A 22742-nucleotide genomic window follows, 5' to 3' on the forward strand; every position below is an offset into this window, starting at 1 on the left:
GATGCGTATACCCCAGCTCGATGAAGCCAACGCCCGCATGCTGGCCCACGCACCATCGGTCCGGCCGGTCTCCACCGGTGACATCATCCGCACCCACCGCAAGAAGCACCCGTACCGGGGCTTCGCCGAGATCGACTCTCCCCATTGTCCACCGTTTGTCATGTTTTGCGTGAATGATGACGCGGTCGCGCTCGACACCTTGTGGAACGGTGAGTTCGGTTACGAGCCCGGTAGCCTCGCCACCTGGTCCAAGCTGGCCGCGAAGAGCGCAACGATCGCCGACGTCGGCGCGCACGTCGGCTATTTCTCGATGATCGCCGCCCTAGCCAACCCGAAGGCGAAGGTGCATGCCTTCGAGCCAGTGGACCAGATCCACGCCCGCCTCTCGGTGAACGTCCGATCGAACAGCGTCCAGAACGTCAAGCTCTATCAGGCTGGGGTCTCCAGCCACGCGGGGTGGGCCGAGATCAGCGTCCGCTTCTCGGGAAACCTACTCTCCACAGGCTCGACCCTGGAGGCGGCCGCCGCCGACGCCGAGCTGAAGCGGATCCGGCTGCTGTCCCTGGACGAGGTGTTCGCCGATACCAAGCTGGACCTCATCAAGATCGACGTCGAGGGCCATGAGATGTCGGTCCTAGAGGGAGCCCGACAGGTGCTGAAGCGCGACCGGCCGACTGTGATGCTCGAAGCGTTGCGGGACGCGGAGATGGACGCGCTCCTCTCCGAGTTCAACCCCCTGCGCTACGACTGCAACTGGGTCACCGAGGCCGATGGGACCCTCGTGCCGTGGTACGCGCCCCGGCCGCGTAAGACGCGGAATCTGCTGTTCACGCCGCAAGATTGAGCTCGTTTCATCCTGAAGTTGCTGGCGAGGCGCCGGCAGACGGCCGAAGGACCCGCACGCCCGGGTGCAGGCCCTTCGGCTTCAGCCGCGGCCGGCCCGCCGAGCAACCGCCGCCGCCCATACTGCGCGCGGCGGACCCTCGTGCTCCGGGGTGAAGAGGTACAGCGCCTGATCCGGCTCGCCGGGCGGCACCAACGTGCAGAAGCCGACAGACAGGCGGCCGAGCCCGGGGGACTCGATGCGATAGCTGCCGGAGAGCGTGAACGCTCCTGGGATGCACGGGTGTCCGCCTGCGTGGAACGGCAGCACCTGGAGGCGCACGTTCGGCGTCGGTCAAAGCGGCCAGCACCTGCCGTTCCTCGATCTTCGGGTCGGAGGGCCCAGGTGACGGGCAGCCCGGCCGGGGTGCACACCAGGTGCAGTTTCAGACCCGAGTAGAAACGGGAGTGGGAGCGGCAGTAGTCGTATCCCGCCCAGCCGGCCGGCGCGGAGCGCCTGACCACGGCTGGAAGCGGCACGTCGGGCCGGGGCTGATGGCGGGATGCCGGACGGTACGGTACGGCCCGGGCCTGCCGATCCTGGACCACCCGCAGCGGGATGCCGGGAACGGCCCGGATGCCGGATGACGTCATATCCCGGGCTGTCGCCGGCCCGCCGAGCCGGTAGTGCCTTCCGCGACCCGGCAATGTCCGTGCCCAGGGCGTTGCCGCACACCGCACATGTGCGTGCGATTCCAGCATGTCAGGATCTCCGCATGCCAGAAGCGCCCGACATGACCTGCCGTCCCCTCATCAGACGCCCCGGCCGACTCTTCGCCGGATTCGGCGCCGTGGTGGGGGTCTGGGCGCTCCTGACGGTGCTGCTGCACGCTGAGCGCTGGGGCAAGTGGTTCGCACTGTGGATGACCGTCGGCCTGACGGTGGTGCTGATAGCCGTTGTGCTGCTCCTCTGGGCCACGGCTCAGGTGCGCGCCGACGCGTACGGCGTGCGCTCCCGGATGATGCTGCGCCGCCGGAACGTGCCGTGGAGCGAGGTCGCGGACCTGCAGATACGAATGCAGCGTGCGCGCAACGGCGAGGTGCGTCGCGTCGACCTGGTGCTGCGCGGCGGACGCAAGCTGCGCCTGCCCCTGCCGCAGACCGCGAAATACGACGACCCGGCGTTCGACTCGGAGGTGGAGGCGCTCCGAGCACTGCACCGCCGCTACGGCAGGCCCGAGTCGACGCATCTCCCCGTCGTGTCGTACCGCACTGCCGGGCGTGGCCGGCGCCTGCTGCTGACCCTGTGCGTGCTGCTGTTCGCGGGCGCGGGTCTGGCCGCGTCGTCCGTGCCGGGCGCCACTGCGCAGAGGCGGGCGTGGGAGGCGGCCGTGCCGTGCGCCGCCGAGACGCCCGCCGCGGCGCGCGGCGAGTGCCTGACCACCGTGCCGGCCGTGATCGCGCGGGCCGAGCCCGCGAGGGGCAAGAAGCCCAGCTGGCTGTACTTCGCCGACGGCGAGCCGGTGCGGCGGGTCAGCGTCTCGTACGAGGGCGCCCAGGGGTTCGCGGCCGGTGACCGGGTCGAGGTGACCTTCTGGCGTGGTGGGATCAGGGTGGTCGCCGGCGAGCGGCACGCCTGGCGCGAGCACATGACGCCCGCCGGTGACGTGGCCGTCATCGCGGCCGGGCTGGGCCTGGGGGCGGCATACCCGGGAGCCCTGCTGCTGATGCGCCGGCGCGGGCGCCGGCTGGCCGACGACGAGGTGCTCCCGTCGGCACTGCCGTTCGCGGGCGTGCTGGTCGTCACCGCCGTGTGGCTGCTGCCACTGTGCTACCTCCACCCCACCACCCTGTTCTCGTCGCGCACGCCGATCACGTGGTGGGCAGCGGGCTCGCTGGTCAGCCTGGGCCTGTTCGCCTGGGCATGGCGCGCCACACGCATCCGTACACCGGGGGAGACGGGAGCGGTCCAGACACCCCCCGTGCGGGGAGAGGTGTTCCTGGCCGCCCGCTTCCTGGACCACACCGACTACAACCCGCACGGCTTCGGCACCCACATCGTCCTCGGCGGCGGCCCGCCCGCGGTGGTGCCCCACGGCGGTCCCGGCCGGTTCGCGGAGAGGCCGATCCCGGTGGGGCGGCTCACCGCCGTCAACGTGCGGCGCGCCCGGGGAGATGACGAGACGATCAGCAGAAGCTGGCACGTCGCCGAACTCGACGACGCGGGCACCCCGGTCCGCCTGGCAGCGGCTCCGGCCGACCTGACCCGAATCCTGCGCGAGCTGGGCCTCGCGTACAACCCGGCGGAAGGCCGGACGCCGACGGCGTCATCATGACACCGGCCCACGCCGACCCGCACTGCCCTGTTCCGGCAGCCCCCCGAGAGCCGGATCGCCGTCCTCGCGCGGGGGTCCGCCCCCGGCCGCCCGGGCCGCCGGCCGCCCCTCCAGGGAGGCGGCAGCGGCCAGGGCGGTCGCCGTCCGTCAGCCGCCCAGGATGACCCGGAGGTCGGCCGCGTTCGCCTCGGTGACCTTCCACAGCTCCTGCTGCCGGCCGTGCACGTCGGCGACCGTCCGGTCGTGGTCTGCCAGCAGGTCCTTCGAGCGTTCCACCAGTCGCGCGGCCAGGTGGCGGTCGTGCACCGACACACCCCATTCGGGGCGCTCGATGTCCCGCAGGAAGTAGGCCATCTTCGGGTGCGAGATCAGGCTGATGATGGGCGTGCCGCAGCCGAACGGGATCATGCCCGCGTGGCCGCGCATGCCGATCACCAGCTTGGTGCGGGCGTACAGGTCACGGATCTCGTCGTTCTCGAAGTCGTACATCGGGATGACGGGCATCGAGATGCCGTGCTGCCGGCGCAGGTCGAAGACGATCTTCTCGTCGTCGAGCGAGTGCGCCACGCACCGCACCTCGGCGAGTTCGCCCAAGTCCCGTACCACCTGGGCCATTTGGTCCAGGAAGTAGCCGTAGTCGTGGCCGAAGCGCAGTCCCGCGCGGTCGTAGGCGGCGTTGATCAGGATGGTGTCGTCGCGGCGGGCCGGGTCCTGCCAGTCCGGCACCAGCTGGCGCGTGACCGTCGTCGGGCACGGCTGGAAGCGCACCTTGTCGTGCAGGTGGGCCGGGAGCATGGCCCGTACCTTCTCGATCGAGCCGTGGTTGCGCAGGCCGAAGAAGGAGGACTGCTCGACGAGCAGCCGCAGGGACTCCCGGAAGCGGTTGGCACGGTAGGACTGGCCGTCGAAGGCGTTGAAGCCCACCGCGAAGACCGCGATGGGTACGTCGATCTTCCGCAGCAGCTCGTCCGGGACGTTCCACTGCCAGGCGCTGTTGCCGTTGGGCATGGTGTCCGGGATGAACAGGCCGCCGCCGCCGATGACCAGGCCGCGGCGCCGGTTGACCCGCTGCAGGGCCGCCTCGTCGAACAGGCGGTGGGCGTGCACCGAGTGCCAGCGGCGGGAGGTGGTGTCCGGCCCGAAGGCGGAGCGGACGCTCTCCGGCAGCAGCTTGTCGCCCGCGTTGCCCTGGCGGTCCATGTAGAAGGCGACGTGCGCCAGTTGGTCCTCGGCACTGCCCTGCTCCTGGGACGGCACGGCGGCCGCGCGCTGGGCCCACAGGCGGCTGGAGCGGTGGGTCGGGTCGACGGACATACCGGCCGTGGCGTACCGCAGCGCCTCGGTGTTGTCGCCGTGCACCCAGGCCATCTGGGCGAGGCGGGCGTAGGCGGTGGCGGCCCGGTTGGGGGCGGCGGTGGCCAGCAGCAGCTGCGTCTTGGCCTCGTCGTAGCGGGACACGCTCATCAGGGCGTGGCCGAGGACCTCGTGCGGCCAGGCCTCGTCGAGGGGGATGCGGACGCTGCTGAGGATGTCGACGGCGTCCTGGTAGTCGCCGGTCGAGATGTGAGCGGCGGCGACCTTGCGGGCGGCCTCGACATTCCCGGTGCGGGCGACGTGCGGGGTGCCGTAGTGCACGATCAGGTCGTGGTGGAGGCCGCCCGACGCTGACAGATATGCGGCGTGAAACTCGGCGTCGGACATGTCGTACGACCGCCACCGCTCCTCCGCCTGCGCGTACCCGGCCTCGCCCCCCTGCCACGGCTTGTGCCGGCCGGTGAAGTGCAGGATCGCCGTGTCGTCGGGGACGGGCAGATCGCCGGAGAGCCGCCGCTTGACGAAGTTGTAGCGCGGGTCGAGGCGGACGAAGTCGCCGTCGAGGACGGCGTTGAGGATGCCCTGGTCGTGCTTGTCGAGTTCGTAGTCGCCGCTGCGGCCGCAGCGGTCGAGCCTGGCGCAGAACTCGTCGCTCAGGTACTCGCGCTGGATGACCAGCAGACCGGAGTTGAGCTTGTGCTGCCCGTAGAAGAACTGCGGGACGGCCGCGAGTCCCTCGCGCAGCTTGAGCAGTTCGCCCAGGTCGCCGAGGACGACCATGTCGGTGTCGAGGGTGATGACCGTGTCGTACTCGCGCAGCCGGAAGACGTCGAGGATGAAGTAGGCCTTGCGGACCAGGTAGTTGTCCTGGTCGCCCTTCTTGTACGAGTCGTAGTGGTCGGCGTTCACGCGGCGCAGCACGATGCGCGGGTGCAGGGCGCGGATCTTCGCGATGGAGCCGGGGCGCAGGTCGTCGTGGAGAACGACGAAGTCCTCGCACACGCCCGGGTTGGACAGGGCGAGGCTGCGCAGCAGGGCGAGGAAGCCGGGGAGGTAGTTCTCGTCGACGTAGGACGCGAAGGCGATGCGGCGCTTGCCGGTGAGCGCGTGCGCGTCGGTCGCCGGGGCCGCCGCGGTGGTCCCGGCCGGGGAGGTCATGGTCATCGCAGGGATATCCTCATGTCGGTCACGCTCTGGGCCCGCTGCATGACCCATTCCTTCTCGCTGGTGTATTCGTGCACGGACGTGATGGCGAGCTTCATCGCTTCCTGGACGCGGTAGGCGCCGCTCTCGTAGAAGTCGAAGCCGATCAGGTCCAGGGTCGGGCTGACGTCCAGGAAGTCCAGCAGGTACAGCATGTTGAAGCCGGTGGTCGGGATGCCGGACCAGACGTCGGTGCCGAGCTTGCCGATGTTGCGCACGGGCCAGCGCAGCGACTCGTCGCCGAGGTAGGTCTGGGCGCCGGGCACCAGGCGGTTGCGCAGGGAGTACTTCCAGTCGCCGGAGACGCCGCCGAAGACGAGCCGGGTGGTGACCCGCTGGTCCCAGTTGAAGCCGTGCTTGTGGATGGTGGCGTGGATGTCGGTGCGGCTGCCGGTGTGCTTCGGGTCGATCCTGTACGAGTTGAAGCGCACCACGAGGTCGTACGCGTCGATCTCGGCGCCCATCGAACTGGCGCCCACCCGGCCGGAGTTGGCGATCAGGCAGATGGACTTGCCGGCGATCTGGTTGCGGAACTCGCCGAGGGTGATCCACTGCACGCCGCCGACGGTGGGGTCGGTGACGGGGCCGCGCATGCGGTTGCGGCGCTGCTCGGCGTAGAGCGCGACGGCCTCGGTGAGGGCGGGAAGGTTCTGGTCCACGGTGGTGCGCAGGTCCAGGTACTGGCTCAGCAACTCCTGCCGGTCGTTCACCGAGGCGTTGTCGGCGGCCAGCGCGAGGAGCGCTCCCACGAGCCGGGGCTCGGCTTCCGTCCAGTCGCCGACGGCGTGCGCGGCCAGGCCTTCGGCCCATACGTCGGTGGCGGGGCCGCGGGCGAAGTCCTGGGCGCGCGGGCACTGCCGCTTGAGCAGGGCGAGCAGTTCCCGCTCCTTCTCCGCCGCGGCACGCAGGCCGGCGATGCGGGCGCGGACGCCGAAGCCGTCGCTGTCGGTGAGGGCGAGGTAGCGCTCGTAGGCCTCCAGGGCCTCGGTCTCCTCGCCGAGGGCCTCCAGGAGGCGGGCGCGCAGCCGCCAGCCGGCGCGGGAGTTCTTGCGCTGGGCGAGGACGGTGTCGCTGATGACGAGGGCGAGGTTCAGCTCGTCGTCGTAGCCGCACTCCAGCGCCTTGTTGGCGACGGCGAGCAGGGCGTCGAGCAGTTCGTTGCCGATGCCGGAGGCGGGGGTGGCGGCGCCCTTGACGGCCCGCTTGAGCAGCGCGGTGGCCCCGGTCGGGGCGGGCGGCGCGGGGGCGGCGGCGGAGGTCGTGCCCCATACGACGAGCAGCTTGCGCAGCTGCTCGGCGAGTTCGACGCGGCGGCGGTCGACGCTGCCGACGAGTTTGCCGCTGTGCGTCGCGCAGGCGCGCAGGCAGTCGTCCAGCTCCCCTCCACGCGCGCGTGCACGTCTCTTCTGGACCGTCGTCATGGCACTCCTGTTGTTTTCTTACCAAGCTCAAGCTGAGTTCATGGGTTTACCCGGCGTGGGGGGATTCTGGGAGAATTTAGAAAGCCAAAACGACATTCAGGTGAACTCACCGGGACCACACGGCTAATCGTTGGAACGTCAACCAAGACATCTCTGCGATTCGGACTAATGTGCTGAGGCGAACCCACAGGAGTGCCCGGCGCGGCGATGGTCGCGGGGATCGTCGAGGAGATGTTCGTGACCAGCATGGCCGTCCGCCCGGTGATCGATGCGCCCACGCCCGGGCCCGGCGGGCCGGAACGGCCGGCACCACGCCGGGAGAACCGCCTGCGCGCCCTGGACGGGCTGCGGCTGGTCGCCGCACTGATGGTGGCGGCGTACCACTACGGCGGCCGGGGCGGGGAGATCACGCATGCCTGGGGGAGCTCGCCGAAGGAGCAGTTCCCCACGCTGCACAACTATTTCGCGTACGGCTGCCTCGGCGTCCAGGTGTTCTTCGTGATCAGCGGGTTCGTGATCTGCATGAGCGGCTGGGGGCGGCCCCTGAAGTCGTTCTTCGCCTCCCGCGCCTCCCGGCTGCTGCCCGCCTACTGGGTGGCGGTCCTGCTGGTGACGGCCGTGTTCGCACTGCCGATGGTCGCCTACAAGGCGCTGTCGCCGAGCGACACGCTGGTCAACCTGACGATGCTTCAGTACCCGCTGGGCGTCGACCGGGTGCTGGGTGTGTGCTGGACGCTGTGGGCGGAGGTCCGCTTCTACGCGCTGTTCGCGCTGTGTGTCGTGCTGCCCGGGGCTTCGCGGCGGCGCGTGATCATGTTCTGCGCCGGCTGGACCCTGGCGGCGGCGATCACGCAGGGCGCGAACCAGCCGCTGCTCGACATCGTGTTCATGCCGGAGTACGCCCCGTTCTTCATCGGCGGTGTCGGCCTCTACCTCGTCCACCGCGACCGCAAGGACGTCTACGGCTGGGGCATCGTGGCCGTGAGCTTCCTGATCGGGCAGCACTACGCGGTGCGCAGCCTGTGGAACGCCTCGGACCCGAACGCCTTCGCCCACCGCACCTCGCTGGGCATCGTCCTCGTCGTCGCCTTCGGCTTCCTCGCCGTCGCGGCGATCGCGCTGGGCTGGCTGCGCTGGGCCAACTGGCGCTGGCTGACCGTGGCGGGGGCGCTGACGTACCCGTTCTACCTGGTCCACGAGCACCTGGGCTGGGTCGTGGTGCGCGCCCTGCACATCGGCCTGGGCCTGCCGTCGGCGGAGACCTTCGCCCTGACGATCGCGTCGATGCTGGCGCTGGCCTGGCTGATGAACCGCTACGTCGAGAAGCCGCTGACGCCGAAGCTGCGGGCGGCGCTGGCGAAGATGCGCTGAGCCGGGCCCGGTCCGGACCAAGCCCGGGGGTTGCTCCGATCGGGCGGTTGTTCATCAGACGTTCAGTCCGGAGACAGTTTGTGCCGCTCCCAGTGAGCAGGCTCGCTTCATGGTCAACGCACAGCAGTCCTCCCCGCCCCCCGGCGAGCTCAAGGACGTCCCCGGCTGGTTCCCGCCGCTCGACCAGGTCCTGTTCACCTGGTTTCTCGAACGGCAGGAGGCAAACGGGTTCCAGGGCGACCTGCTGGAACTCGGCGCCTACATGGGCAAGAGCGCGATCCTCGCCGGCCACCATCTGAGGGACGGCGAGAAGTTCACGGTCTGCGACCTGTTCGGCGGCGAGGCGCCCGACGGCGCCAACAAGGCCGAGACGGCGAAGTCGTACTCCTCGCTCACCCGGCAGGCCTTCGAGCGGAACTACCTCTCCTTCCACGACGAGCTGCCCACGGTGATCGAGGCCCCCACCTCCGTGATCTCCGACAAGGTCGCCCCGAAGACCTGCCGCTTCGTCCACATCGACGCCTCGCACCTGTACGAGCACGTGTACGGCGACATCGGCGCGGCCCGCGACATCCTGGTGCCCGACGGGATCGTCGTCCTCGACGACTTCCGCTCCGAACACACCCCGGGCGTCTCCGTCGCCGTATGGGAGGCCGTACTCAACCGCGGTCTGCGCCCGATCTGCCTCAGCACGCAGAAGCTGTACGGCACCTGGGGCGACCCCGAGCCGGTCCAGGAGGAGCTGCTGGACATGCTCAGGCAGCGCACGGACGTCGGTCTGAGCGTGCAGGAGGCGGCGGGCCACCGGCTGGTCCGGGCCCGCGCCAAGGGGATGCAGCCGCCGCCGTTCCCGCACTCGCGGCACTACGTCGAGCCCACGCCGCAGCCGGCGAAGGCGGCGTCGGCACCGACGCCGGCACCGGCCCGGACACCGGCGCCGAAGCGCCGACGCCCGCTCGCCCGGCGTATCGCCGTGGACCTGCTGCCGCCGGTGGTGACGCGGGCGGTGCGGCGGGCTCGTACGAGCCGGGCATAGGTCCTGTCGTCAAGGGCCTGGCGGCGGTACGGTCTCAGCCGACCCCGTACCGCGCCTCGATCCCCGCGACCAGCAGCGCCGGCCCCTCCTCGAAGTGCCGTTCGTAGTGGCGTACAACCTGGGCTGGAAGCTGGGCACGGTGCGGAGACCCGCACGGCCGGACGGTTACGTCGGCTGGGCCGGTGACTCGGCGTCCGGGCTCGGGAGCTACCTCGTGCCGCTCGGCCTCCGCCGGTGACTACGCGCCGGCCAGGGACAGCTTCGCCGCGAACCCGAGGAAGAGCGCGCCCGCCGCCGAGGTCGCCCCCGCCGCCAGGCGCCTACGGCGTCGGAAGGCGGCGGCCAGCTTCGTGCCGCTGAATATCAGCGCGCTGAGGTAGAGGAAGCTGGCGAGCTGGGCGAAGGCGCCGAGGACGACGAAGGAGAGGGCCGGGTAGGCGTACCCCGGGTCGACGAACTGCACGAAGAAGGCGACGAAGAACAGGATCGCCTTGGGGTTGAACAGACTGATGACCAGGGCACGGCGGTAGGGGCGCTCGTCGGTTCCGGCGGCCGGGCTGTCGTCGGCGGACTGCTCCCGCCGGGTCCGCCACATCGCCCACGCGGCCCGCAGCATCCCGATCGCCAGCCAGGTCAGATACCCGGCTCCGGCGTACTTCACGATGCCGAACAGCACGGCGTTGGCCTGGAGGAGAGAAGCCACTCCGGCGGCCGAGAGCGTCATCAGCACGGTGTCCCCGCACCAGACGCCGGCTGCGGCGGTGTATCCGGCCCGGACGCCTCGGCGGGCGGCCACGGAGAGGACGTACAAAGAGTTGGGGCCGGGCAGCAGGACGATCAGGACGAGTCCTGCGAGGTAGGTGGGCAGATCGATGACGCCGAACATGGAAAGGAGTGTCGCATGCGGGTACGACACTCCGACTCTGGATTTTCAGTCGTCGCCGTCGAGGAGGATGTCGACGGAGAGTTCGAGGGTGACGCCGACGGACTCGGGGACGGGGACGGTCTGGCCTCGCTTGTAGCGGACGGGGTCGGGGTACTTGCCGTCAACGGGGTCCCGATACAGGAGGACTTCGTCGTGCCTGCGGTCGGCGACGAGGTAGGCGGGGATGTTGGTCCGGGCGTAGACGTCGACCTTGGTTGCCGTGTCGTTGGTCCAGTTGGACGAGGTCACCTCCAGGACCAACCGGAAGACGTGAGGGGCGTAGCAGTTCTTCTCGACGAGAGCGTCCCGGAAGTCGGCGTCGACAATGGCCAGGTCCGGCACCGCGTAATCCTCGGGTCCCGTCGGCAGCCATAGACCAATGCCTGACACGGTTCTGAGCCCTGCCTGTCGGTCTCCCGCTTTGTGGCACTCCACGATCAACCAAGACAGCGTCACTTGATGCGGCCCATCCGGCGGCGGTGTCACGACAATGCTCCCGTTGAGGATCTCCACCCGGTGCCCGGGCAGCTCCTCCCAGAGCCGGTCGGCAGCATCAGAAAGCGACGACTCGTGCAGCATCACAGCCACGGCACCCTCCTTTCGGGAACACCCTCGACGAGATTAACCGGGGACGTGCGGTTTCCGCCCCCGATCACTCATTCGAGGGAACCGCCCAGCTCAGAACGCATCCGACGGCACGTAAGTCCCCCAAACCCCGCGCAACGCGTTACAAACCTCCCCCACCGTCGCCCGAGCCCGCAGCGCCTCCTTCATCGGATACAGGACGTTGTCCTCCCCCTCAGCCGCCTTCTTCAGGGCCGCCAGCGCCGAGTCCACCGCCCCCTGATCCCGCTCCGCCCGCAGCTTCGCCAGCCGTTCCGCCTGCTGGGCCTCGATGGCCGGGTCCACGCGGAGCGGCTCGTACGGCTCCTCCTCGTCGAGCTGGAAGCGGTTGACGCCGACGACGACCCGCTCGCCGGAGTCGGTCTCCTGCGCGATGCGGTACGCGGACCGCTCGATCTCGGACTTCTGGAAGCCGTGCTCGATCGCGTTGACCGCGCCGCCCAGCTCCTCCACCTTCGCCATCAGCTCGACGGTCGCCGCCTCGACGTCGTCCGTCATCTTCTCGATGACGTAGGAACCGGCGAAGGGGTCGACCGTCGCCGTCACGTCCGTCTCGTACGCCAGCACCTGCTGCGTACGCAACGCCAGCCGCGCGCTCTTGTCCGTCGGCAGCGCGATCGCCTCGTCGAAGGAGTTGGTGTGCAGCGACTGCGTGCCACCAAGCACCGCCGCCAGCCCCTGGACGGCGACCCGGACCAGGTTCACCTCCGGCTGCTGCGCCGTCAGCTGCACCCCCGCCGTCTGCGTGTGGAACCGCAGCATCAGCGACTTGGGGTTCTTCGCGCCGAACTCCTCCCGCATCACCCGCGCCCAGATCCGGCGGGCGGCACGGAACTTCGCCACCTCCTCCAGGAGCGTCGTACGCGCGACGAAGAAGAACGACAGACGGGGCGCGAAGTCGTCCACGTCCATGCCGGCCGCGACCGCCGTGCGCACGTACTCGATGCCGTCCGCCAGCGTGAACGCGATCTCCTGCGCCGGAGACGCCCCCGCCTCCGCCATGTGGTAGCCGGAGATCGAGATCGTGTTCCACTTCGGGATCTCGGCCTTGCAGTACTTGAAGATGTCGGCGATGAGGCGCAGGGACGGCTTCGGCGGGAAGATGTACGTCCCGCGCGCGATGTACTCCTTCAGCACGTCGTTCTGGATCGTGCCGGTGAGCTTGTCGGCGCTCACGCCCTGCTCCTCCGCCACCAGTTGGTAGAGAAGCAGCAGCAGAGCCGCCGGGGCGTTGATCGTCATCGACGTCGACACCTTGTCCAGCGGGATCCCGCCGAACAGCACCCGCATGTCGTCGATGGAGTCGATGGCCACGCCCACCTTGCCGACCTCGCCGCTCGCGATCGGGGCGTCGGAGTCGTGGCCCATCTGGGTGGGCAGGTCGAAGGCGACCGACAGGCCCATCGTGCCGTTGGCGATCAGCTGCTTGTAGCGGGCGTTGGACTCCGTCGCCGTACCGAAGCCGGCGTACTGGCGCATCGTCCACGGACGGCCCGTGTACATCGACGGATAGACACCACGGGTGAAGGGGTACGAGCCCGGCTCGCCCAGCTTCTCGGCCGGGTCCCAGCCCTCCAGAGCGTCCGGCCCGTAGACCGGCTCGATGGGCAGTCCGGACTCCGACTCGCGCGACATGGTGTGTGCCTCCCGCTGAAGCAGTTACTCGCCGGCTACCGGCTGGTACGGTCCGACCCTTCGACGGACTGTAGCGGTGGGCGTGCACCCGGTGGAGGGCAGCACGCTGGGACCTTGCTCACAGGCCTTTTGCGGTCCCGGTCACAACAATGCCGCGCCGTTCACGAACCGTCATTCCAGGGGAACATCTCAGGGACGTCTCAAGGGCGTCCTGGGGAAGATTTCAGACGACACCTGAGCGCATCGGTGAGACGGCGGGGGGCCGCAATGCGTATGACGGGCATGAGGGGCATGACGGGCTGGGGGAGATCGATCACCGCACTGCTGGCCCTGGCCACGGCCTGCGGCTGTACGGTGCAGGCCGCGGACGGGGGCGGGAAGCAGCGCTCGCCGGTCCGCATCGAGCTGCCGAGCAGCGCCCCTCCCTCGACGCCGGCGGAGGAGAAGGGCGGCAACGAGAACAAGCCGAGCGCGACGCCCACCAAGCCCCCGCCCGCCGTCCTCTGGTCCCGCGGCGACTCCGGCCGGGACGTCCGCGAGCTGCAGGCCCGGCTGCGGCAGGTCGCCTGGCTGTTCGACGGGCCGACGGGGACGTACGACGACCTGACCGAGCGGGCGGTCAAGGGCTTCCAGGGCAAGCGCGGGCTGCCGAGGACGGGCGAGACCGACACCGTGACCTGGCAGCGGCTGCTGCGGATGACGCACGAGCCGGGCAAGTGGGAGCTGTACCTGATGGGCGGACAGCCGGCCGCCGCGCCGGACCCGCGCTGTCTGACCGGCCGCGTGCTGTGCATCGACAAGACGAGCCGGACCCTGCGCTGGATGATCGACGGCCGGACGGTGTCCACGATGGCGGTCCGCTTCGGCTCGCGGTACACGCCCACGCGCGAGGGCGTGTTCAGCGTCTACTGGAAATCCCGCCACCACGTGTCGACGCTGTACGACTCACCGATGCCGTACGCGATGTTCTTCAGCGGCGGCCAGGCCGTGCACTACTCCTCGGACTTCGCGGCCCGCGGTTACGCGGGCGCCTCGCACGGCTGCGTCAACGTACGGGACGAGAGGGCGATCGCGGAGCTGTACGCGCAGGTGAGGAGCGGCGACAAGGTCGTCGTGTACTGGTGACGCCGGCTTCGTGAGACCGGCAGGGGATTCGGGGCGCGGGCGGGACCGGGGGAACGTGTCCCGCCCGCGCCAAGGTGCACGAGCCGTGGGTACGGGGGGAACCCCGGCTCAGTGCGACGGCCGATGACCAGTCGGCTCACTCATTACTGCGCTCCGGCGGCCGAAAACGTCACACCCGTCGGGAAAAAACTTCGACGAGTTCAGCAGGGGCGGAGAAACCGCAGGTCAAGGCGTTTTCGGAGTGTCTTCGGCGAGGACCCGAGTGCCTTCCCGAGGATCAGAGCGCGCTGTACGTCGGCGCGGGCGCCGGGCCGGGCGAGGTCATCGCCCGCTTCGGGTGGGCGGCGGACGGCGGGGTGTTGTCGTCGCCGCCCCGTTCGCCGCCGTCGCGGCCGTTTGCGGCGCTGCCGCCGAAGTGCGGGTGGCTGCCGACGTTGCCGTTGCCCTTGCCGTTGTCCCCCCTGTCCCCCCTGTCGCCCTCGTCGCCCTTGCCGTCCTTGCCACTCTTGTCGCCCTTGCCGCCGCCCTTGAGGTCGTCGGCGGAGCCGGTGCCCGCCAGCACGCCCTTGCAGTACTTCGGCACCCGCGAGGAACCGCCCGCCGCGCCCTCCAGGGCGCGCCTGCGGTCGGCGGTGAGGTCCTCGCCGTCGCGCACGGCCCGGCAGGCCGATGCCGCTCCGTTCCACGGGCGGCTCCCGTTGCGCCCCTTCCCGGCGTCGGGGCCGGTGCCGTCGTCCGGCTTGGCCGAGCCGCCGCGGGCCGTGTCGCGGGAGGAGTCCTCGCCGGAGCCCTGGCCGGAGCCCTGGCCGGAGGAGGAGCCGCCGGCGGCGCCGTCGGGCGAGGGCTCGCTCCGCGGGGCCCGCGGCGACGGGGAGACGTACGGCTGCTTCGGTGTCACGGCGGCCGAGACCGAGGCGCCGGGTTCCGGTTCCGCATCGCCGAACGGTGTCGGCAGCGCTCCGGTTCCGGCCGCGACGGCCACCCCGCCGACCATGCCGACGGCCAGCGCGGCGGCCAGCCCGAGGCGCACGGCACGGGCCCGGAGGCGGCGCGGGGTGTCCTGGTCCGGGCCGCCGATACGGACGAGACCGGCGTCCGAGGAGCGGCCGCGGGTGCGGTCGCCGAGGGCGGCCGGCTCGTCGGCCCGCTCCCCGCCGCGCTCCGCGCGCGCTGTGCGGAAGGCGGCCAACGCGGCTGCCTCGCCGGGGAGTTCGGCGCTGGTCGGCGGGGACTCCACGGACAGCGCGTCCAGCGTCTTGGCGAGCCGTTCGGCCTGATCGCGGGCGGTCGCGTCGACGGCTTCGAGGGACTCTCCGCTCAGCAAACGCTCCGCCGTTTCGCGGTCCAGCCACCTGTACTGCTCGTCGGCCATCACATGTCCTTCTGCGTCCGCGCACGCATATGCGTCACACTGGCGGACGTCACCGCGCGGTCGTGCGGTTCTCTCTGGGGAGGCATCGCGCCGAGGACGCCGGCCGATTCCGGATCGTCGTCGAGCAGTTCGGCGAGCCGTTTCAGACCGCGGTGCGCGGCCGTCCGTACGGCCCCCGGGCGCTTGCCGAGCGTCTCGGCGGCGGTCTTGGCGTCGAGCCCGACGACCACACGCAGGACGACGGCCTCGGCCTGGTCCTGCGGCAGCCGGGCGATGAGGGCGAGCGTGCTGTCGGTGGCCAGGGCCTCGATGGCCTCACCCGCGGTGTCGGACACGGCGGGCCTGCCGGTCAGCTCGGTCTCGTCGCCGCCGATCGCGGGGCGGCGCCCGCGCATGCGTATGTGGTCCAGGGCGCGGTTGCGGGCTATGCGGGCGGCCCAGCCGCGGAAGCGGTCCGCGTCGCCGCTGAACCGCTCCAGGTCACGGGCGATCTGCAGCCAGGCCTCGGACGTGACGTCCTCGGCGTCGGGGTCGCCGACGAGCGTCCGTACGTATCCGAGCAGCCGTGGATGCACGGCGCGGTACACAGTCCGGAACGCGGTCTCGTCCCCGTCCTGTGCCGCAAGCACCGCGGTCGTCAGCTCCGCGTCGTCCCCCAGCACCCGTGTAGATCCTCAATACCTGGTCGAGTCGATGGTCGCGGCTTCGAGCCGTCGATGATTGCGGTGATCATTTCAACTTCCACGCCCCGGCGCGAAAGGCACGTTACGACCTGAAACCGCTGCTCGTCCATGTCCGTACAAGATGCAACTACCTTGTGATACGACGGGTGACTCGGTGGGTGTGACAGAAAACGCACCCATGGCGCTGTAGGAAGTACGGGCCGCCGCGCGGCCCGTGCCGCGCGACGGCCGGGGCCTCTCCTGTGGGGGGTGGCGGCTCTGGCCGTCTCGCGTTCCACCCCAGGTGACCTGGTATTGCCCGAGGTACGAGGCGTCTCCATGACCAGCACGTGACCAGCGCATCCAGAAACCCGCCGCTCTTCCCGAGCCTGATGCGCTGGACCGGCCCCGGCACCGATGCCCACATCAGCACCTTGGGCCCCTCGCCCGAGCGTTCCACTAGGGGTGCACCGGTGGCGGCACGCGCGCCTTCGTCACCCGCACCCCGATCGCCCGCGCGCCCTGGCTGCGGCTTCCCGACGGCACCGGCGTCGGAGTACGGGTGAGCTTCCTCGCCGCCGACGGAACGGTACTCGCCGGCGAAACACGCACCGCGGGCTCCTACACCTGGCTAGGTTCCTTCGGCCCCGACTTGCCGGCCCACGCGGTCACCGCAATCCGGGTACACACACGGATACGGGCCATCGAGCCGGGCGCCTACGAGGTCGGCTGTTCCGGCATCGGCCGCTTCGACTTGACCATCGACGGCTCACCCGCCTTCGACACCAAACTCGAACTGCCACCGGAAGCCGACATGATGACCGCCATGTCGCCCCCCCCCGCAGCGTACGCACACCGTCCACCTCGACGGGGGCGAGGACGTCGAAGTCATCCTGACCCATCACCTCGAGGCCGCGAGCGAATCGGCGCCGCCCGGCGTCTTCACCAGCTTCCAGGTCAACCTGCAACCGCCACGCCCGACCGACGAGGCCGACCTTGAACGGGCCGTGGCGCTGGCTCGTGACGCCGACGTCGCGGTCGTGGTCGTGGGCACGAACGAGGAGGTGGAAAGCGAGGGCTTCGACCTGAGCAGCCTGGCGCTGCCCGGACGACAGGACGAACTGGTACGGCGGGTAGCCGCGGTGAACCCGAGGACCATCGTGGTCGTCAACTCCGGCGCCCCGGTGCTGCTGCCCTGGGCCGACGACGTCTCCGCGATCCTGCTCGCCTGGTTTCCCGGCCAGGAGTTCGGCAACGCCCTCGCCGACGTCCTGCTGGGCCTCGTCGAACCGGGCGGCCGGCTGCCCACCACCTGGCCCGACACCGAACACGCTCTACCGTCCACACAACCCACCGACGGTGCGCTGCGCTACGACGAGGGACTGCACGTCGGATACCGCAGGTACCGGGCCGGCGCCCCAGCACCCCGGTACCCCTTCGGACACGGCCTGGGCTACACGACGTGGGAATACCTGTCGATCGACGCACCGACCAGCGTAGACCTGGACAGGGACGTGGACATCACCGTCCACCTACGCAACAGCGGCCGACGCCCCGGCCGGAAGGTTGTGCAGGTCTACCTGCACCGGCCCGGCAGCGCCATCGAACGCCCGGCCCGCTGGCCGGCCGGGTTCACCGCCATCAGTGCCGCACCGGGCGAAGAGGTCACTGCGACGGTGCGGCTGACCACGCGAGCGTTCCAGCACTGGGACACCACAGACGGCCGTTGGAACCTCGAGCCGGGCACGTTCCACGTCGACATCGGCTCCTCCGCCGGCGCCGTACACCTCACAGCCGATCTCACCGTCCACATACCGAGCGAGCCGTGCCGGTGATCCCGGCGCTCCGGCGGGCACGCGCTCCACGGCTGCGGCACGTGTCCGCCGGTCGCTCTCTGCTGGAGCCTCATCGTGGACGCCACCGGTTCCCACGTCCACCTGAATCACCCGCCCCAACGAGCCTCGATTAAGACCGTGTCCTATGTGGTGAGGCCGACGTTGATTCAACATGGGGCGGGGTAGGTGGAGTTGGATTGTTCCGGACGGGCTGTGGGAGATCGCGAAGCCGCTGATCCCTGCGTCGCGGGTGCGGCCGCAGGGCGGCGGTACGCAGGACACGCCTGATGAGACGCTGTTCGCGGCCATCGTCTACGTCCTGGTCAGCGGCTGTGCCTGGCGGGCTTTGCCGCCGTGCTTTGGCATATCGAAGTCGACTGCTCACCGCCGGTTTCTGATCTGGTCCCGGGCCGGCGTCTGGGGCCGCCTGCACGAAGCCGTGCTGCACCGACTCGACGACGCCGGCCTGATCGACGTCTCCCGCGTCGTCCTCGACACCGCCCACGTGAGGGCTAAAAGGGGGGGCGAACACACAGGTCCGAGCCCCGTGGACCGAGGCAAGCCGGGTTCCAAGATGCACATCCTGTCGGACGCGAACGGGCTGCCCCTCCTTGTTGGCGTCTCGGCCGCCAACACCCACGACGGTGAGGGCCTGAAGCCCATGATCGAGGGTCACCAACCGACCTGCGCAGGTGGCTGCGATGGAAGCGCATCGGCGTCCGCATCGCCCGCAAAGGCATCGAGTCCAGTCAGCGATTAGAGCGTCGCAGGTGGGTGATCGAGAGGACGATGGCGTGGCTGTCCGGTTACCGCAGACTCAGCCCCTGCTACGAGCGCCATCCCCACAACTACCTGGCATTTCTCGGCCTCGCCGCCGCCCTGTGCTGCTACAAACGCCTCGTCCGCCTCACCACGTAGGACACGGTCTTACGAGGTGCCTTGCTTCGTGGGGCTGATGAGGGCGTAGGAACTCCCATCATCCCAGGTCAGCAGGTACCTCTTCGCATTTCATCGTCGACAGACCGACTATCGCGTGGTGGATCCAGGTTCAGCGTTGAGGAGGAAGACCTTTACTGCCGACCCCCTTGAAGCGCCAAACTACAAGAGCCCAGAGTGCGCCCAGGATGACCAAACCGACCCAAGCTTCGGTAATTCCTTGTGCCACTATCAGATAGATCAGGAACAAGACGCAGGGGACAGTGGCAATGGTCGCCCACCTCAGGTTCCTACGGGTTCTGTCGGCGTGGGTGAAGCTCCCCGGGCCCATGCTCATTCCTCCGTATCCGTAGTACCGGTGAGAGGGGGCTGTGCCCCCTCTCACCGGTAGATCAGTCGCCCTTGATGGCACCTGAGACGATTTCACCGGCGTAGAAGCCGACGCCGGCGCACACGGCGGGAGCTGCTGCCGCTCCCACTCCTGTTCCGGCAGTCAGAGCGCCGCACGTGAGTCCGGCTGCGGTTCCAACGGCCCAGCCGGCGACGCTCGCCCACGCAGCACGGGTGTCACCCTGAAAAGCGGCGATTCCCGTATTGATTAGGTCGCTTCCTTTTCCTAGTCCTTCAAGGACGCCTCCGATGCTGAGAAGTCCTGACGGGTCGGCATTGTTGATGGGGTCGCCGGCGGCGTAGAGGTAGGAGTTGGTCTCCTGGCCGGAAGGATCGGGCTGGTTGAACCGCCCGATTTGGGGGTCGTAGTAGCGGGCGCCCATCTTGTACAGGCCCGTGGGGTCCTGGTAGGCGCCGGTGTAGCGGAACGGCTGGGGGACGGCCTCCGTCGGGGTGGTGCGGGGCAGGCCGGTGGGGCCGTAGGCGTATGTGTGGGTGCGCTTGCCCGCATCGTCGACCAGGCCGAGGACGTTGCCGGTGGCGTCGGTGAGGTAGTAGTAGGACTTCCCCCCAGTCGTCATGGAGTTCAGAGTGCCCGCAGGTTCGCGGATGAATCCGGTGTCGACGCCGTTCGTCGTCGTGGACGCCAGCCCCAGCGCGGTGTGGTGGAACCAGGTCGAACCCAGCTTGGTGCGCTCGGAGTTGTCCGTGCCCGCGTGGACCAGGTCGGAGTTGGTGCCGCCCTGTGTGATGCCGGACAGCTGGCTGTGGTCGGTCCAGGTCTCGTTCGTCCGGGCGGTCGCGGTGGTACGTCCGCCGGCGGTCTCGTTGCCGCTCTTGTCGTAGGACCACGGTGTGGCCGAGCCGGTCTGGGAGGTGAGCTGGCTGGCGTCGTTGTAGGTGAACACCGCGCTGCCCGGGCAGGTGGCGGCGGTGCCGTCCTGGCTGGTGAGGTTGCCGGCCTTGTCCCAGCAGTACAGCCACGACGCCGTCCGCGCGCCGGCCGAGTCGGCCTCCAGCGCGTAGGACAGCCGGTCCTGGGAGTCGTAGGTGTAGGACGTCTTGCGGCCGGTGGCGTTGTCGGTACGGGTGCGGATCTTGGTGGTGTCCTTGCCCGCGCTGGCGTAGCTGTAGGTCAGGTCGGCCAGCGTCGTGGTGCCCGAGGCGGTCTTGACGGCCGAGGGGCGGCCGTTCTTGTCGATGGTGAACGACTGGGTGGTGCCGCCGGGGTAGACGGTCTTGGTCCGCTTGTCGTTGTTGTCGTAGTCGAAGTCGGTCTTCTTGCCGACCGGGTCGGTCAGGTAGTCCAGGCGGCCGGCCTTGTCCCAGGTGTAGTCCGTCTCGCCGGTCGGGTCGGTGTAGTAGTCGACATCACCGCCCGGCGTGTATGCGAGCGCCGTCTGCGCACCGTTCTGCAGAGTGCGCACGCTCTCCCGGTTGAGCTCGTCGTAGTCCCACTTCGTCGTACCGGAAGCGTCAGTGCGGGATGCGACGTTGCCGTCACCGTCGTAGGAGTAGGTGACGGTGGAGTTCGTCGAGGACACCGTCTTCACCCGGTCGCGGCTGTCGTACGTGTACACGGTCCTGATGCCGCGGCCGTCGGTTGCCGTCTCCACGCGGCCCAGCGCGTCGTAGGTGTACGTCGTCGCGCCCAGCGGAGCGGGCGGGGTGACCTTGGACAGGTTGCCCTTGGCGTCGTAGGTGAACGACGTGGTCTTGGCGTTGCCGTCCTTGGCGGTGCAGCGCTGGCCCTCGAAGCCGCCGCAGGTCGGGGTCGCAGGGTTGTAGCTGTACGAGCGGGTCGCGCCGGCGGTGCCGGAGGTGGTCACCGACATGGTGTTGCCGTTGGTGTCGTACGTGAAGGTGTCCTTGCGGCCGTCCGCGCTGGTGAAGTCGTTGGGCAGATCGGTACCGGCGATCGTCTGGTACGCCGTCACGGACGCCGTCGCCCCCAGGGGGAGCTTGACGGAGGTGGTGTTGTTGCGGGCGTCCCAGCCGTAGGTGGTGGTGTTGCCGCCGGTGCCGTCCGCACCCGTGCCCATCGCATCGGTGGCTGTCTGCACCAAGTGGTTGGTGTACTTGGTGTGGCGGGAGTGCTGGAGCGGGTCGGTGACCTTGGTGACCTCGCCGTCCGCATTGTGCGTGTAGACCGTGTCGTCGCCGTCCGGGTCGGTCACCGTCGTCGTGCCCGCGGCCGCCGGAGTGGCCGCGGAGTAGGTGAACTTCCAAGTGGGGCCGGTGTGGCCGCTGCCGGTGGACTCAGTGGCCCGCTGCATGGAGGTGACCCGGCTCTGGCTGTCGTAGGTGAACAGGGTGACCGTGCCCTCGGGGGTGGTCACCTTCGTCACCCGGCCGTCCCCGTCGTACTCGTAGGCCGTGGCCTTGCCTGCGGTGTCGGTCGTCTTGGCCAGGTTGCCGTCCGCGTCCAGGTCGAAGACGGCCGTGCGGCCGGTGTGGTCCTTGGCCTGCCACTGAGAGGCGGCGGTCTTGACCAGGTCGATCCAGCGGCCGGAGCGGTTCTCGGTGAGCTTGAAGCCCCTGTGCTCGCCGCCTTCGTCGTGCTGCTCGACGGTGATCGTGCCGCGGTTCTTGTCCGTGACCTTGGTCAGGGTGCCGTTCGCATTGTAGGTGTCGCGGCTGCCGGACTTGCGGTCGGTCAGGGTGTAGGTGCCGTCGGCGTTCTTCGTCAGGTCCTTGGAGTAGCCGGTGGGGGTGGTGTACCCGCCGCCGGTCTTCGCGGTGAACCGCAGCAGGTCGCCGGTGGCGTCGAAGACGTCGACCTCGCCGTCGTTGACCTGGAGGTAGCGTTCGTATCCCTGCCACCAGCGCTGGGAGACCTTGCCCCAGGGCGCTTCGAGGCTGTTGTACGTCCGCGTGAGCTGGAGCTTGTGGCCGACGCCGGCGATGTCGAAGTCGGTGGCGGCCAGCATCAGGTTGCCGTTGGACAGGTTCACCCGGGCCACGGTCGCGTCGTTCAGGCGGGTGTCGAGGATGCGGTGCCAGGGAACCTGGCCTTGCCCCTCGGGCAGATATGGGATCGCCGCCCGGCCTGTGGCATTCCGTCCGTCGGCCGTGGCCGGCGGGCCGGTGGTACGGGCCTTCTGTGCCGCCCGCCAGGCTGCGACCTCGGACGACACCTCGGTCTCCGCCTCGGAGTCCGGGGCCTTCGTCACGCCCGCCGGCGTGGCCGGGACGTCGACCTTCGTCGGGCTGGTCCACGGGCTTTCCTGCTTGGGCCGTTCCGGTTCGGACGGGGCCGCCACAGCTGGTGCGACGGCCACGACTAAAGCCGCGGTAGTGATTGCGGCGGTGAGAGCGATTCTGGGTGATCTCCGGGCACGCCGAGACGGCGTACGCGCAGCACGCGACTGCATCAGCTTCCCCCCACAGGAAGTCAGAAACCGTGACCCCAGCGGTCACAGACGACGCACAAGCTGTCACAAGAGACACACAAAACGGCGCGGCGTGCCCGCCAACCGCGTTCCGATACGGGCCGGAATCAGCCCTACCTCTTCACGCCCATAGACCAGGACAACAAGGGGAGAATCACCTCTTGAAAAGTGAGGAATACTCACTTCCGGTCTGGAATATGACAGAGGGCTTGACCGAAAGTGCTTCCTCACCCAGGTTCCAGTCCCTTGCCCGGCCTTCACTCACCGGATTCGAGACAGATTGACGCAGCCCGGCGGACGCTTCGACCACCGCTACAGGGGCACTGTGTTCCGTTTCATGCAG

The 22742-nt window shown here is 69.4% G+C and carries 16 protein-coding genes and 2 pseudogenes; 8 read left to right on the forward strand and 10 right to left on the reverse strand.

Going from position 1 to position 22742, the window contains the following annotated elements:
- Position 1: 1 nt before the first annotated feature.
- A complete protein-coding gene (locus ABT063_RS16820; protein WP_351058106.1) occupies positions 2-844 on the forward strand; it encodes an FkbM family methyltransferase in 843 nt (280 codons plus the stop codon).
- Between the two features lie 81 nt (positions 845-925).
- Here ABT063_RS16820 and ABT063_RS16825 read toward each other — a convergent pair whose 3' ends face one another.
- Positions 926-1165 carry a hypothetical protein gene (locus ABT063_RS16825; RefSeq protein ID WP_351058250.1) on the reverse strand — a complete coding sequence of 80 codons (240 nt, stop codon included), beginning with the start codon at positions 1163-1165 and terminating at the stop codon, positions 926-928.
- Position 1166: 1 nt separating this feature from the next.
- Positions 1167-1344, reverse strand: a pseudogene (locus ABT063_RS16830) (IS982 family transposase); the annotation flags it as partial.
- A gap of 254 nt (positions 1345-1598) precedes the next feature.
- Between ABT063_RS16830 and ABT063_RS16835 the strand changes: the two are divergent.
- Positions 1599-3158, forward strand: a complete 1560-nt coding sequence (locus ABT063_RS16835) for a PH domain-containing protein (RefSeq protein WP_351058107.1) — start codon at positions 1599-1601, stop codon at positions 3156-3158.
- Positions 3159-3305: 147 nt separating this feature from the next.
- On the opposite strand, the gene ABT063_RS16840 is transcribed toward ABT063_RS16835, so the two are convergent.
- A complete protein-coding gene (locus ABT063_RS16840) occupies positions 3306-5636 on the reverse strand; it encodes a glycosyltransferase (protein ID WP_351058108.1) in 2331 nt (776 codons plus the stop codon).
- Positions 5633-7096: a glycosyltransferase family 29 protein gene (locus tag ABT063_RS16845; protein ID WP_351058109.1), complete on the reverse strand. Its 1464-nt coding sequence runs from the start codon at positions 7094-7096 to the stop codon at positions 5633-5635. Before ABT063_RS16845 ends, ABT063_RS16840 begins: the two co-directional genes overlap by 4 nt.
- Positions 7097-7342: 246 nt before the next feature.
- Between ABT063_RS16845 and ABT063_RS16850 the strand changes: the two genes are divergently transcribed.
- The 3 genes from ABT063_RS16850 (at position 7343) to ABT063_RS16860 (ending at position 9741) form a co-directional block, all read left to right on the forward strand.
- Positions 7343-8467: an acyltransferase family protein gene (locus tag ABT063_RS16850; RefSeq protein WP_351058232.1), complete on the forward strand. Its 1125-nt coding sequence runs from the start codon at positions 7343-7345 to the stop codon at positions 8465-8467.
- Positions 8468-8576: 109 nt separating this feature from the next.
- Positions 8577-9503 carry a class I SAM-dependent methyltransferase gene (locus ABT063_RS16855; protein WP_351058110.1) on the forward strand — a complete coding sequence of 309 codons (927 nt, stop codon included), beginning with the start codon at positions 8577-8579 and terminating at the stop codon, positions 9501-9503.
- A 94-nt stretch (positions 9504-9597) separates the two neighbouring features.
- Entirely contained in the window at positions 9598-9741 is a 144-nt protein-coding gene (locus tag ABT063_RS16860) for a hypothetical protein (protein ID WP_351058111.1), read from the forward strand.
- Here the strand turns inward: ABT063_RS16860 and leuE are convergent, their stop codons facing one another.
- The 3 genes from leuE to ABT063_RS16875 form a co-directional block, all read right to left on the reverse strand.
- Positions 9742-10389 (reverse strand): leucine efflux protein LeuE, encoded by a 648-nt coding sequence (leuE, locus tag ABT063_RS16865; protein WP_351058112.1) that lies wholly within the window; start codon positions 10387-10389, stop codon positions 9742-9744.
- Between the two features lie 45 nt (positions 10390-10434).
- Positions 10435-11007 carry a Uma2 family endonuclease gene (locus ABT063_RS16870; protein WP_351058233.1) on the reverse strand — a complete coding sequence of 191 codons (573 nt, stop codon included), beginning with the start codon at positions 11005-11007 and terminating at the stop codon, positions 10435-10437.
- A gap of 99 nt (positions 11008-11106) precedes the next feature.
- Complete coding sequence (locus ABT063_RS16875; RefSeq protein ID WP_351058113.1) at positions 11107-12687, reverse strand: acyl-CoA mutase large subunit family protein; 1581 nt, start codon at positions 12685-12687, stop codon at positions 11107-11109.
- 267 nt (positions 12688-12954) lie between these two features.
- On the opposite strand from ABT063_RS16875, the gene ABT063_RS16880 reads away from it, so the two are divergent.
- Complete coding sequence (locus ABT063_RS16880; RefSeq protein ID WP_351058114.1) at positions 12955-13812, forward strand: L,D-transpeptidase family protein; 858 nt, start codon at positions 12955-12957, stop codon at positions 13810-13812.
- A gap of 277 nt (positions 13813-14089) precedes the next feature.
- On the opposite strand, the gene ABT063_RS16885 is transcribed toward ABT063_RS16880, so the two are convergent.
- Both ABT063_RS16885 and ABT063_RS16890 read right to left on the reverse strand, forming a co-directional pair.
- A complete protein-coding gene (locus ABT063_RS16885) occupies positions 14090-15184 on the reverse strand; it encodes a hypothetical protein (RefSeq protein ID WP_351058115.1) in 1095 nt (364 codons plus the stop codon).
- Entirely contained in the window at positions 15184-15846 is a 663-nt protein-coding gene (locus ABT063_RS16890; protein WP_351058116.1) for an RNA polymerase sigma factor, read from the reverse strand. Before ABT063_RS16890 ends, ABT063_RS16885 begins: the two co-directional genes overlap by 1 nt.
- A gap of 962 nt (positions 15847-16808) precedes the next feature.
- Between ABT063_RS16890 and ABT063_RS16895 the strand changes: the two genes are divergently transcribed.
- Together ABT063_RS16895 and ABT063_RS16900 are read left to right on the forward strand one after the other, a co-directional pair.
- Entirely contained in the window at positions 16809-17681 is an 873-nt protein-coding gene (locus ABT063_RS16895; protein WP_351058234.1) for a glycoside hydrolase family 3 C-terminal domain-containing protein, read from the forward strand.
- A 172-nt stretch (positions 17682-17853) separates the two neighbouring features.
- A pseudogene (locus ABT063_RS16900) lies at positions 17854-18599 on the forward strand (IS5 family transposase).
- A 410-nt stretch (positions 18600-19009) separates the two neighbouring features.
- On the opposite strand, the gene ABT063_RS16905 reads toward ABT063_RS16900, so the two are convergent.
- Positions 19010-22288, reverse strand: a complete 3279-nt coding sequence (locus ABT063_RS16905) for an RHS repeat-associated core domain-containing protein (protein WP_351058117.1) — start codon at positions 22286-22288, stop codon at positions 19010-19012.
- Between the last annotated feature and the right edge of the window lie 454 nt (positions 22289-22742).

This window comes from Streptomyces sp. NPDC002838, from assembly GCF_040295365.1.
GTDB lineage: Bacteria > Actinomycetota > Actinomycetes > Streptomycetales > Streptomycetaceae > Streptomyces.

Bases quoted from the DNA above. Each gene is read 5' to 3' on its own strand.
- ABT063_RS16820 (WP_351058106.1), top strand. From the start codon at position 2: ATGCGTATACCCCAGCTCGATGAAGCCAACGCCCGCATGCTGGCCCAC.
- ABT063_RS16835 (WP_351058107.1), top strand. From the start codon at position 1,599: ATGCCAGAAGCGCCCGACATGACCTGCCGTCCCCTCATCAGACGCCCC.
- ABT063_RS16840 (WP_351058108.1), bottom strand. From the start codon at position 5,636: ATGACCATGACCTCCCCGGCCGGGACCACCGCGGCGGCCCCGGCGACC.
- ABT063_RS16845 (WP_351058109.1), bottom strand. From the start codon at position 7,096: ATGACGACGGTCCAGAAGAGACGTGCACGCGCGCGTGGAGGGGAGCTG.
- ABT063_RS16850 (WP_351058232.1), top strand. From the start codon at position 7,343: ATGGCCGTCCGCCCGGTGATCGATGCGCCCACGCCCGGGCCCGGCGGG.
- ABT063_RS16855 (WP_351058110.1), top strand. From the start codon at position 8,577: ATGGTCAACGCACAGCAGTCCTCCCCGCCCCCCGGCGAGCTCAAGGAC.
- leuE (WP_351058112.1), bottom strand. From the start codon at position 10,389: ATGTTCGGCGTCATCGATCTGCCCACCTACCTCGCAGGACTCGTCCTG.
- ABT063_RS16870 (WP_351058233.1), bottom strand. From the start codon at position 11,007: ATGCTGCACGAGTCGTCGCTTTCTGATGCTGCCGACCGGCTCTGGGAG.
- ABT063_RS16875 (WP_351058113.1), bottom strand. From the start codon at position 12,687: ATGTCGCGCGAGTCGGAGTCCGGACTGCCCATCGAGCCGGTCTACGGG.
- ABT063_RS16880 (WP_351058114.1), top strand. From the start codon at position 12,955: ATGCGTATGACGGGCATGAGGGGCATGACGGGCTGGGGGAGATCGATC.
- ABT063_RS16885 (WP_351058115.1), bottom strand. From the start codon at position 15,184: ATGGCCGACGAGCAGTACAGGTGGCTGGACCGCGAAACGGCGGAGCGT.